Source organism: Schleiferilactobacillus harbinensis DSM 16991, assembly GCF_000425885.1.
GTDB classification, from domain to species: domain Bacteria; phylum Bacillota; class Bacilli; order Lactobacillales; family Lactobacillaceae; genus Schleiferilactobacillus; species Schleiferilactobacillus harbinensis.
In genome coordinates, this window is the sequence record NZ_AUEH01000037.1 from 20,989 (window position 1) to 34,062 (window position 13,074).

Below are 13,074 nucleotides of genomic sequence, written 5' to 3' on the forward strand. Positions count from 1 at the left end.
GGTCAATGTGGAATTTCTTCTGTCTGTAGCTACTTCGGTGGCTACCGGGGTGCTGACCACCGGTGTCATTGCTGGCATTAAATACGCTTATCACGTATACACGCATCCTCGTAAGCATGTCAAACGTCATCATCATCGACGTCCCTAACATGTAAGGTGGTCAACAAAGAAGCTCTGGGCTTGGTACCCCAGAGCTTTTTGAATCCAAAAAACGGCTACCCTTTACGGGATAGCCGCCGACCGAGTTACCGCGTACAGCGGGTGGTAAAACCGCTGCGGTGGCTCTTGTGTCATTTCTTCTGTCTATCAATAGTATAGCAGAATGCCAGATAAAGTCCAACAAACTGAATCAAGCCGGACGTCGCTCAAACTACCCCTGATGATTATGCAATTGTTCATCCGCCGGCTTGAGCTTCGGAATACCGCCCATCGCCTCCGGGTTCTCCTGATAGGTGAATTTCTCACCATCCTTGGCCACTTGGCCCTCAAACTGCCGAGAACCGTCGCCATCGGAGAAGTTCATCAAGACATGGGAGTATTCTTGATACTCAATATCCTTCATATCACCGGGCACCACTACGCCGTATTTATCTTCCAGCTCTTCCTGAGCCTTCATAAACTGCAGCTGATGCTGAGTCTCCCGAGCTAATAAGAACTTCAGCATATCCCGGACTCCCTCATCGCGGGTCATGTAATAAAGCCGGCTCACCTGCAGCCGGGCTTCGGATTCCCGGACAACGTTGAAGCGCATATCCGCCACCAAGTTGCCGCTGGAGGTGGTGTAGCCGGTCGTCCAGGCGGCACCATTGGGATTGTTAAGACTGGCAGTTAAGCCATGCACAATCGCTTGTTCAGGATCCATTCCGCCCATGACTGCAGCCAATGCCGGATCGGACCGATAAGCTTCTTCTTCGGCATAAATTGGAGCCCCTTCCAGCAGTTGAGCCACCATCGTGGAAATCATTTCCACGTGGCCGATTTCTTCCGTACCGGTATCCAAAAGCAGATCCTTGTACTTCTCATCGCCTGATGACGACCAGCCCTGCGATAGATAAGAGAGCATGCCCGTCATCTCGCCCCATTGACCGCCAAGGGATTCCTGCAGCCGCCGAGCCATCAGTGGATCCGGCTTATCTGGGGTGGCGTTGTACTGTAACTTCCGAGTGTGCTTGAACATAGAAACTGCCTTCTTTCCTGAAAATGTAATTAATTGTATACAATTTAAATTAGCACAACCGTTTTGCGAAGGTCAATACGGTTTGAAAATTTTCTTCAGGAAAAAAACAGCACTGGTTTTTAGCCAGTGCTGCCCGATTGGTCCTCAAATCATTTTGACCCACTAAGAAAGCATGTGCTCCCGCGCCTGCGATTCAATATAGCTCGGCACGAAGTAGTCCAGAATTTCGTGAATCTCTTTCACCGGAATTTTTGGTGTCCGATCGTAAGTCATTAACCCATTGACTTCCTGCTCGGTGTCGTACAGCTGCGTGTAACAGAAGCCGTTGAGACTCTTTGACGAAGCCACCGCAGTAAAGATACGCTGCAGCTCGTTGCGGAACTCTGCATCCGAATGAGCCCCCGTGTATCCCCAGCCAGCATCGGCATCGGCCTTGTTATAGCCTATCCCGCCAAACTCAGTCAATAGAATGGGCTGCCCTGCATAGGCAAAGCCTTTGGCAAAAATGTCAAAACTGCCTGGCGGCTGACTGAGTAGTTTCTGCCAAGTACTCAAGCTGTCTTTGAAGTAGGCATACTGCGGTGATTCGGCAGACTCCCCGTGACTATAATTGTGAATCGCACAGATGTCAGTTTCTGTCTGTTCCCAACCATCATTGGATTGCACCAACCGGGTGGGGTCCAATGAATGGATCAGGTGGTAAAGAGCTTGGCTGAAATGCTGCTGCTGCCGATCATCATGGATACTGCGCACGCCCCAGCTTTCGTTTAACGGCACCCACGTGATGATCGCCGGATGATTGAAATCTCGAGCAATAATTTCTTGCCACTCTGCATATAACGCTGACTCGGCCCGGGCACTGAATACTGGTGCTGACGCACATTCACCCCAGCAGATGAAACCCAATTGATCAGCCCAATACAGAAAACGCGGATCTTCCACCTTTTGATGCAGTCGTGCGCCATTGAAGCCCATGTCCTTCGCTAATTTGATATCTTTCTTGAACGCTTCATCAGAGGGGGCAGTCAGCAAACCTTCCGACCAATAGCCCTGGTCCAAAACTAATTTTTGATAGTACGGCCGATTATTCAGAAAGACCATGCCGCTTTCGGTACGGACTTCGCGCATACCAAAATAGGAATCGACGACGTCTTGCTCACCATTCGGAGTCTTCGTGGTAAACCGTATGGCGAACAAGTGCGGATGTTCCGGGGTCCACAGTCGACCGTCATTATGATAGCCGCTGCGGAAAATCTTTTTGGCAAATACATCAGCCGTGAAAGTAAACGAATCGATTTCGGGAGTGACTATCGTTTCAGTCACCGGATCATCTTTGAAGGTGATCACCGCTTGGACTTGCGTACCCGGAACAAAATGCTTGATGGTTCCCTTGATCGTGATTGTCCCTGCTGAAATATCCGGGAAATACTGGACGCTCTCCAGATAAGTCTGGGGTACATATTCCAACCAAACAGTTTGCCAGATACCAGTCGTATTAGTATACCAAATCCCCTCACTGCGTCCGGTCCAGCTCTGCTTACCCCGTGTGACTTCTTCGTCATGGATTGGATCCCACACGCGGACCGTCAACGTATGTTCCGCTGAATCACTGACTTGATTCGTGATATCAAAACTGAAGCTTGTATGCCCGCCTTGATGGTGCCCAATAAACTGGCCATCCAGCCAAATATCGGCCCCGTAGTCCACCGCGCCAAAGTGCAGTAGTACTGTCTCTCCAGATTCAGCCTGGCTGGTCACCGTCCGCTGGTACCACACCACCGCGTGGCCTGTCGTATCACTAATGCCGCTCAATTGACTCTGATAAGCAAACGGCACCTCGATGTGTTCTGACCAGTCGTGCTCTCGATACCATTGCTTCCGTTGGCCTTCATCAGCGTCATCAAAAGCAAACTGCCATTGACCATTCAAGTTTTGCCAGTGTTCCCGTTGAAACTGCGGTTGCGGATATTCTGTTCTATACACTACAATCATCCTTTTCCTTTTGAAATTAGTGTGCTGCTGATACCGTTTTTTGCTGTTGATGGCGGTATAACATGATGATCACCAGTGTCGGGATGAGCAGAATAACACTGATGATATCTAAACAAACGTAGGCCGCTAAACTCTCCAGGCCAATGACGGCTGGAATCCCCCAACCGATTGTTGGCCGCCGCAGGTAGTACCGCGCCAGCAGCAGATTGACCAACCCGCTCAGCAGAAATGCGGTACCCACCAAACCGGTAATTGTTGCCACCGGTACAAACTGGGCATAGCCTTGTAATTCAGGAATCCGGTTTGGCCCGGCAAACCCCAAGATAATGGTCAAGATTCCATCAATGAACTGCCACACTGCACAGATCAACAACAATCGCTGACTCCATTTCTTTTTCATCGTGCACTCCTATCCCTTCACACCAACAGATAACGCCATGGATTGCAGGAAGTACTTCTGCGCGAAGAAGTACAGAATCAGTGTCGGCACAATTGCAACCAACGCTCCCGCCATCAATGTCGGAATATTAGCGGCGTACATACCTTGCAACAACTTCAACCCGGGCGTGATCGGCATCTTGTTCAAATCTGAAAACACGATGGATGGCCAAAGGAAGTCGTTCCAAGATCCGGTAAAAGTGAATAGCGCAACGACAAACAGCACTGGCTTGATCAAGGGCAGAATCACCCGGAAGAAAATCTGCCAATCCGACGCGCCATCGATCCGCGCGGCTTCATCATAAGAAATCGGAATATTGTCCATAAACTGACGCACTAGAAAAATATTGAACACTCCGGTGGCGGCAGGCACGATCATCGCCCAATCCGTATTGGCCCAGCCCAGAGTCGTAATAATCTTATACAGCGGAATCAGGTTCATTACTGGGGGAAACATCATTGTTGCCAACAGACCGTAGAACAGAATGTTTTTGCCGCGGAACTTGAGCCGCGAATAGGCAAAAGCGGACAGAGACACAACACAGAGCACCAGCAAGGTGGTGCCGCAAGCAATGACCAATGAGTTCAAAAACCAGCGAAACACTGGCGTATTGGTCGTATTCGCCAACAATTTAGTATAGTTGCTAAGGACCCAATTGATGGGCAAAAAGCGGAACCCCACCGATTGCATTTCTATATTGGTCTTAAATGATGATGTGATACCGTAAAGCAGTGGAACGATCCAAATCACACCCATAATGGTCAGAAATAGAAAGGCTAGCCACTTTCCGGCTCGATTAGTACGTGTATTTTGCATGGATTATTCTCCCTCCTAATAATCTCGCCGCAAGAAGTAGAACTGAATCATGGACACAATCAGGATGCAAACACCCAAAACAACGGCCATGGCTGAGGCTAACCCGGCTAAGGACTGACCAGCACCAAAAGCGTTTTGCTGAATGTACATCATCAGAACACTGGTTGATCCATTGGGACCGCCATTCGTCATCATTAACGGCTGACCGTAAATGTTGAATTGGGCAATCGTGGTCGTCACTAAGGTGTACAGGAACTGACCGCGGATACTAGGCAAGGTAATGTGTAAGAACTTCTCCCAACTAGAGGCCCCGTCGATATCGGCCGCTTCGTAGTAGTCTTTTGGGATGCCATTCAAGGCGGCCTGGTAGATAATCATATTGCCGCCAATCGTCCACCAGATAGTGACAATGACGATTGTCATCCAGGCCCACGGCTGTGTCCCAGTCCACACTTGATTAAGATGGAACAAGGAGTTCAGCGGTCCGTAGTTTGGATTGAAAATCAAAGTCCAAACGATGACCACTGCAGAAATTGAGAACAGACTAGGCAGATAGAACAGGCCTTGGAAAAATTTGCCGAATTTTGGTTTGGCATTCAAAGCGACTGCCAATAACAGCGGGACCAAGATACAAAACGGTACCGAAATCAGAACAAACCATAATGTATTCCGCAAACCCTCCACGAGCTGGGTATGGAACGTTGAGTTACTGAACAGGATCGTTTGATAATTCTGTAACCCCACAAAACGCGGAGTCCGTACAAGATCCCACTTAGTAAACGAAACATAAATTCCGAAGACCAACGGTACCAGGAAGAATATTGTAAAAATCACCAAGTGCGGCAATAGATACAGATATGGTTTGCTGGACTTTCGCCGCGTCTGCGCCTTTGCGCCCGCCGCAACATGTGTTGTCGTGCTATCCATGATGAGTTCCCCCTCAATCCGTGATCTGTGCATCAATTTTGTCTTGCACAGTACTTTGCATATCCTTCAAATATTTTTCGATCGACGTCTTACCAAAAACTGGGTCTAACGCATATCGATCAAGAAAGTCGGCGACATACCCGTTATAGCGATAATCGAAAATACGCAATGACTCTTGTTCTGTTTTGCTCTTCAACAGGAAGGACTGCCCCATCTTCTGATACGCCTTATTTTTTGTAATTGCCTGGGAAGCTGGATTCTGCCCTGCCTCAGCCCAATGAATCGAGTGGGTGCGGACCCAGTTAATAAACTTCAAAGTAGCTTTGGTCTTGGCGGTATTCCGCTTAGCTTGTTTCAACAGTACAAATTGATGACTGGAGGACCAATTCACCATTTTCTTGGGATCGGCTGACACTTGGGGCGCATTGGTCAGGCCGAACTTGATCTTGCTTTCACGAATCTGATTCACCATCCAAATCCCTTCAGGATGAAAAATCTCTTTGCCCGTCAAGAATAACTGCATGGGGTCCTGACCATCGCGGCTTGTAATGCCCGCGGCATAGAGCGACTTGTAAAAGTTCAACGTATTTTTAGCCGGCTCTGTGTTGAGTGTTGGGTCAACCCCATTCTTAGTTAACTCGCCGCCCTGTTGGCCCAGCATAGACAGATAATTTGGTTTCCACCAAGTTAGTCCAAGGGCAGTAATGCCGTCTTTCTTGGCCTTTTCCCCCGCCGCCTTAATTTCATCAAAGGTGACGATATTATCATCCAAGGCTTCGGGACAATATTTGGCCACCAGGTCTTTGTTGTAGTACATCACAAATGTATGGATATCGAGGGGAATACCATAGCGATGTCCTTCATAGGAGCCGCCGTTCCAAGCCTCTTGCACATAATTGCTGCTTTTGATATTGGGATAATTGCTGAGATATTGATCATACGTATCAAGAATGCCGTTATGCACGTAATCTTTGATACGTTCCACATGGACAATTTGCAAATCAGGAATCCCCCGCCCTGAATTGACAATAGTGGGAATCTTGGCATACATGTCCCCTTCTGTCAGGGAAATGTTCTTGACCGGATACTCTGGTTTGGTCGCATTGTATTCATTGACCAGCTTTTGCATACTGGTGCCATCGGGACCCGTGAACGGGTTCCAAAATACGATCGTCTTTGAATCTGACTGGGCCCGGCTACTTGTACATCCCACCGCCACGAAGGCCAGGAGAATAGTTGCCAATGCCAACACTAGTGAACGCAACCGTCGCATAATTAATTCACCTCATCATTGACTTTCCTTCTGAAACATTTCTTAAGCACTACTTACCATGTTGAAAATATCATCGTAGGTAAGCGCTGTCAATCCAATTAGACGGGGTTTAACGTAAAAGAGTGCTGGATTGTCATGAAGGTTCGAGTATCGTATAATAGTTAACAAAAAAGAAAACTGTGGTGATCAACTTATGGATCTGGATATTGAAGACACGTCACTGCCCGTCTATCAGGCCTTAGCCAACCCAGTGCGGCTAGAAATACTGCGGCTCCTCTTTCATACTGCTTACACGGCCACCGACTTGGCCCAACAGCTAAGTCTAAGCAAGGCAGCAGTATCTAAAAACCTGCATATTTTAGCAGATGCCGGTTTATTGCGTTTCCAACAATCCATAGCGGGCGATAGCCGCCAAGTGGCTATCATCCCCACTGTGGATAAGATCGTAGTTAACTTCCCAGAAACAATTTTTCCAGAGTACCATCAGCTGACCTACGACATCCCCGTCGGCAGTTATTTTTCCGTCCAAGATGTGCGTGAAACATGTGGTCTGGTTAGTTTAAAAGAGCGGATCGGCAAAATGGATGACCCAAACGTATTTCTTTCTCCGCAACGGTCGCACGCCCACCTGCTCTGGTTCACGCAGGGCGCGCTGGAATACATTATCCCGAACGAACTTAGTCAGGATAGCCGCTTAGAAATGCTGGAATTCGATCTTGAACTGGCCAGCGAATTTCCGCTATCGAACAACAACTGGCCGTCAAAAATCGGCTTCTGGATCAACGATGTGTTTGTGGGCGCTACGGAAATTCCCGGAAACTTCTCTGATGTGCGCGGACGCTACACGCCAGCTTGGTGGCCCAGTGATTTCAGCCAGTATGGGGTATTGACCCATCTTCGAGTGGGAAAATTGGACACCTCAGTAAACAGTCAATCGATTTCAGAAATTAGTGCAGCAATGCTGCAGCTCGAAAAGCAAAAAACGATCCGCTTCCGGATCGGTGTCCTGCCTGACGAAGATCGGTTTGGCGGCCTAACGTTGTTTGGTGCCGGTTTTGGAAATCACGACCAAAATATCAAGGCGACTGTCTACTTTTCTTAATACTAGTCACTGTTGAGTTGTTCTTGCCCGTTCTTTCTCAGAATACAAGACTATAATAGAACTGTATCAAGAAAGGATGACTTTCAAGATGTGCGGCAGATATTATATCGATGTACGCCGGAATAAGCGGCTGCGCCAGTTGACTGAGTCATTGGCGGACCACGATATGCCGGTGAAAACGGGGGAGGTATTCCCCAAGGATCACGCAGCGGTGATTATGGCCCACGCCCAGCACATGGCGCTGGGCAGCGTGGTCTGGGGCTTTCCAGGATTTAAGCCGGGACAGCTGATCATCAATGCCCGCTCGGAAACAGTGCTGATCAAAGAAATGTTCAAGGCGCCCTTCCTCAACGAGCGGTGTGTCTTCCCGATGTCCGGTTTCTACGAATGGAGCAAGGATAAAGAGAAAACTTATTTTCAAGATCCGCAGGGCCGAATCTTGCTGGTGGCCGGTTTCATCGCCCACTTCCCAGAAGGTAAACGATCCATCATTTTGACTACCACGCCAAATGACGCGGTGGCTAGGGTCCATGACCGTATGCCGCTGATGATTCCGCATAAGGACCTGAAGAAGTGGCTGTTCGATGACACCTATGCCGTCGCTCAGTTGCAGGAAGAGATGGCCGAATTGATCAGTACCACGAATGATCCCGATGCAGTGTTCAGTTGATTTCAACTAAGCTGTAGTGAAAAGCACTGAACGTCCGCGGTTGTACGGCAGGCGTTCAGTGCTTTTCGTCATTCCGGAACTCGTGCTTGATGCGGATGGGTTTTGGATCTAGACCTGGTTTGTCTTCAATCGGCTGGGCCAGTGCTTGCAGCCGATCTGCTTTACTTGGTGGAAGTGCAAGCACCATTATTGAAATCCAGATGTCGGTACTATAATCTAATTTCATAAGGGGGAATCACGATGAACGATCATCGTCTTTTGCGCGCATTGAGTTACATTTCAGTATTATTTGCACCAATTATTTTCCCATTGATTGTCTGGATGGTGTCCGATGCCGGATCCGAGACCCAGGCGGATGCTAAAAATGCATTACTGCTGCACATCATCCCTGGAATCGTGGCTTTCGGTGGCATGCTATTGATTGGCATTACTGGTTTCACTTCGAATAGCGTCCCCATCACTACGGGCGTGACGATTCCTATCATGATCGTAATTGTCGTGGTGGACTTGGGACTGGTGGTTTACAACTTGTACAAAGGCATCAAACTGCTGGCCCAAGACTAATACTGATCAGTGAAAGCCATCCTGCGGGGTGGCTTTTTTGTTTTAGGCACGATTCTTGCGTCGATCCGCCAATGCTTTATTGATCCGCGACACTCGCAGGGCCTGATCGACATAAATGATGGCCCAAACCGCCACGTAAATCAGCAGGAAAACCAGCCAGTAGGACCATTCCGTCAGCAGATTGCTCCAGTGGTTATACAGGATCGTCACTGCCACGATGCCGGCCGTACCCCCAAGATGGACGGCAAGTAATGCAAGAAATGACCACCGGTCTGAGTTAAAGATCAACGACAGTAAACTGATCAAGGCACTCATGACCCATACGCTGCCAATGTTGCGGGGTGTCGGCGCCGTTGTCTGCACTCCGAGCATGACCACCAGCAAATACATGAACGAGCCGATGCCAATCCCGCCGAGCACAGTCCGGCCCATTAATTTCCACATTTTTTGTGCCTCCTATAGACCAAGTCTCTGGGCGAGCAGCTGCACGTACTTGCGGCTGACGCTGGTCTTATTGTGTTCGCTGAGTTTCGCCGTCATGCTGCCCGAGAAGCTGTCTTCCAAGGACAATAGATGGTTGAGGTTGACTATGGCGTGTTTCGACACTTGGACAAAATCCGGACTGGCCAGCCGGTCGGCAAAGTGGGCCAACCGTTCCCGGGTCGTCAGTACGCCCGTCGTGGTGAAAACTAGCAGCTGCGTATCCTGCACGTCCGCCATAATAATATCATCCAGGCGCACCATTTGAATTCGTTCTTCTGTTTTGATCGGCACAATGTTCGTCTGATTGGCACCATACCGGTCAATGTAGGCCATGAGGGCTTGAACATTTTGATCCTCAACAGCCGCCTCCACGGTCACTGCCGGATCTGTCGACGCATAACGTTTGTTTTCAGAAAAACGACTGCGGACCATACCTGTCCCTCATTTCTGCCTAGAATTACGCGTTCACTAACGCCCGCCGCTGCCGAGCGGCCCGCCATTGCGGTAACAGGGCGAAAAACAATGCGATGAGTAGCACGCTTCCTACTATTCCGTATGTTTGGCCAACTGTCAACTGGCTGGACCAAGCAATCCGCACGCCCATTGTTGTTCGGAAACGAGTCAGCGCTGCGGCATGATGTTGGAACGTTGTCGTCAGTGTCGGGCCCATCAGTGTTTCCCGGTACAGGGCGGCGATGTAGGCCCCCGGCGTACATTTGAGCAATACTTGAGCGGCATTGGGCAAAGCACCGATTGGTACGTAAGTCCCCACCAAGAAGCCGGCAGCAGTACTGATCACCGTGCTCACGGCTCCGAGCGTAGCAATCTTCTTAATTCCTTGCACCAGCATGGTATTCAACGCCGTGGCAGTAAACGTGCTCAATAGCATGATCACCCCGACCATGGGCAGCTCAGCCCAGGGAATGGTGATGCCATCAGCAATGACAAAATACAGCCCCATGATCAGCAGCACCATCAGCTGCATGAATAAGCCGATAATCGCAGCACTCACCATGTAACTGACTTGCAAGCCAAACGGTCCGGCATCAGTCAACAACAGATCATCCCGCACGCCGTTTTCCCGATCTTGCACCATCCGTTCCAAGCTGGCCAATGTGGTCGTAATGCCCATGATTGTCATCGTCCCGCCAATCTGCCACAGATCCAGCAGCTGATTGGCGTTAGGCGCGGCACTCCATTCCGTGAGAATGCTTTGTTTCAGAAACACTAAGTAAAGCACGAACGAAATCAAGGCCCCTAATAAGGAGAAGAATACGCCTGCCCGATCCCGAAAATAAAGTAATAGGTTACGCCGAATCATTGCCAACATGTTAACGCATCTCCTTCCCAGTCAACGCCATAAAGGCATCGTCCATCGTACCTGCTCGATATTCAAAGTTCAAAATGACCTGCTTGTGGGCGGTGAGGAAGGCCATTGCCGCCTGCGCCGTCTGGGGATGATGGACCTGCTCCCCCGCAGCTGTCGTCACCGTTAACACATTTTGGGCATATTGCGTGCGAATCGTTGCCGCGGTTCCTTGCGCGATGACCTGCCCGCGGTCAACGATATACACCATGTCCGCGTGGTCGGCCTCGTCCAGATAGTGGGTCGTCAGCAGAATGGTCAGCTGCTGCGATTGCTGCAGCGCATGGAGCAATGACCAAATTGCGGTCCGGGTTTGAATATCCAAACCGGTAGTTGGTTCATCCAGGAACAGGATCGTCGGTGCATTGAGCAATGCCCGGGCAATGTCCACGCGCCGCCGCTGGCCGCCGGATAATGTACCATAGGGCTGGTTTTGAAAATCAGTTAAACCCAGTTCCTCAATTAATACAGCTACCCGGCTTGCCGGCACATCCCGGTACTGCTTAGCCCGAATCCGCAGGTTTTCAGTCACGGTCAGAGCCTTATCCAGCATACTGTTCTGGAACACCACACCGATTTTGGTCTCGTCGGCGTAACTGACCATCCCTGCGGTAGGCGCCAGCAGCCCAGTCAGCATATTGATCGTCGTTGACTTACCAGCCCCGTTCGGTCCCAAAACAGCGGTGAGGCTGCCCTTTTCAATCGTTAAATTGATGCCGTTCACGGCGACGTGATCGCCGTACGTCTTTGTTAGGTTCTTTGCAGTGAGTAACATTGCGCTCATCTCCCTATGCATGTAGATTAGCAGGCGAACGGGGCAGGCGTCTCACGATTTGCGGTAAGTGGTTGAAATTGAGGGGTAAGTGGTGCTTATGTGCCGGATAGTGACAACCCAGTATCCAGTTGCGTAATATTGGAGTAGCGCATGTGTCGCGTTGAAATTAACTTAGATCTCAGGAGGTTTCCCTACGTTGTCCGATAAATTTATTGCCTACCCCGCCATCTTTCACCCTACCCACGACGCCCGTGATCTATATCTCGTTAAATTTCCAGATCTCCCGCATACCTTTACTGAAGGCTACGGGCTGGCGGACGCCTATCTGATGGCCAGCGACGTGTTGGCCGAAATGAATTACAACCAGAAGGATTTGCCTGAACCGTCAAACCCCAAGACCTTCAAGCTTGAAAATGAAGACTTCACGGCCGTGGTCAGTGCGAACTTGTCAGCTAAGAAGCGCCAATTACGCCGGCACGTCCGGAAAAATGTGACAATCCCTGCTGATCTGGCGACTTGGGCGGAGGATGCCGATATCAATCTTTCAGCAGCCCTGGCTGAAGCCCTGGCCGCGAAGCACAAAAAGATGAAGAGCTAAAGGTCTCCGCTCCCATTGATTAACGTTGGTTTGTTTTGGATGGATCATCGAGTGTGCGTTCGCGGATGAGTATCTGACTGTCGTCGCCCTTGGTATGGGCTTCAAGTTAGTCTATGCTTTCATTGAAATATTGCTCTTCGTTCATCTGCTCCCCGCCAAGTCGCTTATTTACGGTACTTTCCTTCTTGGGCAGCACGAGCTCGATAGAACGCTCCATTTTCTTCAATGATTTGCTGTACCAGATCCCAATTATCTTTTGGCAGCGATGGCCGCTCTTCACACACACCCAACAGCTTGATCTTGGTCGGTCGTTCAATCTTGTAATCCGTCTCAATCGGATGCTCGGCACTGAGTTCAGCGTCCCACCCTTGATACCCCTTGGTATAAGTCGTGATTCGGCCATCAAATTGCAGCCGATCACCCTTTTCCAAATGACCGAGTTTTTGAAAACCCAACGTATAGTTAAACCACAAGTGATCGGTCAACACCTTGCCTTGTTCGTCAGTCACGTCATTGACCAGCAGAGTGGGTTGATAATAAGTGGCGTAGCGCACGTCCTTGGTCTTGTATCCTGTGCGTTCAAATGTGGCAGTGAAGGTATGGCGCTGCTCGGCCCCCATAGCTTGTAAGTTATCGCGCATTGGCACTCTGTCCTTTCTGTCCTATCAGCTCGAATTTTTCCAGGTGGGACAAACGAACGTTCCCTAATTTAATTATACGTAATCGACCGAACCGTCAGAAAGCAATAACGTGCGTTCCTTTTAAAAAAGTTGGTATAAAAATACCCGCTCTAGCATTCGGGTACACTCCCTTCAGGGTGGACAGACCAAATAATCAAAGGTCTGTTCTCCCAGAAGGGAGTTTTTTTATGCGGCGGAAGGGAATCCGTTAC

At 49.6% G+C, this 13,074-nt stretch carries 15 protein-coding genes; 4 read left to right on the forward strand and 11 right to left on the reverse strand.

Annotation, left to right across the window (positions count from 1 at the left end; all coding sequences use genetic code 11):
- Window positions 1-370 precede the first annotated feature (370 nt).
- From H627_RS0111180 to H627_RS0111205, 6 genes are all read right to left on the reverse strand, one after another.
- Window positions 371-1,177, reverse strand: coding sequence for a manganese catalase (locus H627_RS0111180; protein WP_027829021.1), 807 nt, complete (start codon window positions 1,175-1,177; stop codon window positions 371-373).
- 162 nt (window positions 1,178-1,339) lie between these two features.
- Window positions 1,340-3,160, reverse strand: coding sequence for a glycoside hydrolase family 2 protein (locus H627_RS0111185; RefSeq protein ID WP_027829022.1), 1,821 nt, complete (start codon window positions 3,158-3,160; stop codon window positions 1,340-1,342).
- 25 nt (window positions 3,161-3,185) lie between these two features.
- Window positions 3,186-3,569, reverse strand: coding sequence for a hypothetical protein (locus tag H627_RS0111190; protein ID WP_027829023.1), 384 nt, complete (start codon window positions 3,567-3,569; stop codon window positions 3,186-3,188).
- A 9-nt stretch (window positions 3,570-3,578) separates the two neighbouring features.
- Window positions 3,579-4,424 carry a carbohydrate ABC transporter permease gene (locus H627_RS0111195; RefSeq protein WP_027829024.1) on the reverse strand — a complete coding sequence of 282 codons (846 nt, stop codon included), beginning with the start codon at window positions 4,422-4,424 and terminating at the stop codon, window positions 3,579-3,581.
- A 15-nt stretch (window positions 4,425-4,439) separates the two neighbouring features.
- Window positions 4,440-5,351: a carbohydrate ABC transporter permease gene (locus H627_RS0111200; protein ID WP_051225378.1), complete on the reverse strand. Its 912-nt coding sequence runs from the start codon at window positions 5,349-5,351 to the stop codon at window positions 4,440-4,442.
- Window positions 5,352-5,364: 13 nt separating this feature from the next.
- The gene (locus tag H627_RS0111205) at window positions 5,365-6,624 is read right to left on the reverse strand and encodes an ABC transporter substrate-binding protein (protein WP_027829026.1); all 1,260 of its coding nucleotides are present in this window, start codon (window positions 6,622-6,624) and stop codon (window positions 5,365-5,367) included.
- A gap of 193 nt (window positions 6,625-6,817) precedes the next feature.
- Here H627_RS0111205 and H627_RS0111210 point away from each other — a divergent pair, with 193 nt between their 5' ends.
- From H627_RS0111210 to H627_RS0111220, 3 genes are all read left to right on the forward strand, one after another.
- Window positions 6,818-7,726 carry an ArsR/SmtB family transcription factor gene (locus tag H627_RS0111210; RefSeq protein ID WP_027829027.1) on the forward strand — a complete coding sequence of 303 codons (909 nt, stop codon included), beginning with the start codon at window positions 6,818-6,820 and terminating at the stop codon, window positions 7,724-7,726.
- A gap of 88 nt (window positions 7,727-7,814) precedes the next feature.
- Window positions 7,815-8,396 (forward strand): SOS response-associated peptidase family protein, encoded by a 582-nt coding sequence (locus tag H627_RS0111215; RefSeq protein WP_027829028.1) that lies wholly within the window; start codon window positions 7,815-7,817, stop codon window positions 8,394-8,396.
- Between the two features lie 240 nt (window positions 8,397-8,636).
- Window positions 8,637-8,960, forward strand: coding sequence for a magnetosome magnetite crystal formation protein family (locus H627_RS0111220; RefSeq protein WP_027829029.1), 324 nt, complete (start codon window positions 8,637-8,639; stop codon window positions 8,958-8,960).
- Between the two features lie 42 nt (window positions 8,961-9,002).
- Here the strand turns inward: H627_RS0111220 and H627_RS0111225 are convergent, their stop codons facing one another.
- From H627_RS0111225 to H627_RS0111240, 4 genes are read right to left on the reverse strand one after another with little or no spacing between them, the layout of a single operon-like run.
- On the reverse strand, window positions 9,003-9,404 hold the full coding sequence (locus H627_RS0111225; protein ID WP_027829030.1) for a DUF3021 domain-containing protein: 402 nt from the start codon (window positions 9,402-9,404) through the stop codon (window positions 9,003-9,005).
- A gap of 12 nt (window positions 9,405-9,416) precedes the next feature.
- Window positions 9,417-9,875: a LytTR family DNA-binding domain-containing protein gene (locus H627_RS0111230; RefSeq protein WP_027829031.1), complete on the reverse strand. Its 459-nt coding sequence runs from the start codon at window positions 9,873-9,875 to the stop codon at window positions 9,417-9,419.
- Between the two features lie 25 nt (window positions 9,876-9,900).
- A complete protein-coding gene (locus H627_RS0111235) occupies window positions 9,901-10,773 on the reverse strand; it encodes an ABC transporter permease (RefSeq protein WP_027829032.1) in 873 nt (290 codons plus the stop codon).
- Window position 10,774: 1 nt separating this feature from the next.
- Window positions 10,775-11,584, reverse strand: a complete 810-nt coding sequence (locus H627_RS0111240; protein ID WP_027829033.1) for an ABC transporter ATP-binding protein — start codon at window positions 11,582-11,584, stop codon at window positions 10,775-10,777.
- Window positions 11,585-11,780: 196 nt separating this feature from the next.
- Here H627_RS0111240 and H627_RS0111245 point away from each other — a divergent pair, with 196 nt between their 5' ends.
- Window positions 11,781-12,182, forward strand: a complete 402-nt coding sequence (locus H627_RS0111245; RefSeq protein WP_027829034.1) for a type II toxin-antitoxin system CcdA family antitoxin — start codon at window positions 11,781-11,783, stop codon at window positions 12,180-12,182.
- A 164-nt stretch (window positions 12,183-12,346) separates the two neighbouring features.
- On the opposite strand, the gene H627_RS0111250 is transcribed toward H627_RS0111245, so the two are convergent.
- Window positions 12,347-12,823, reverse strand: coding sequence for a hypothetical protein (locus H627_RS0111250; RefSeq protein WP_027829035.1), 477 nt, complete (start codon window positions 12,821-12,823; stop codon window positions 12,347-12,349).
- Window positions 12,824-13,074: the final 251 nt, after the last annotated feature.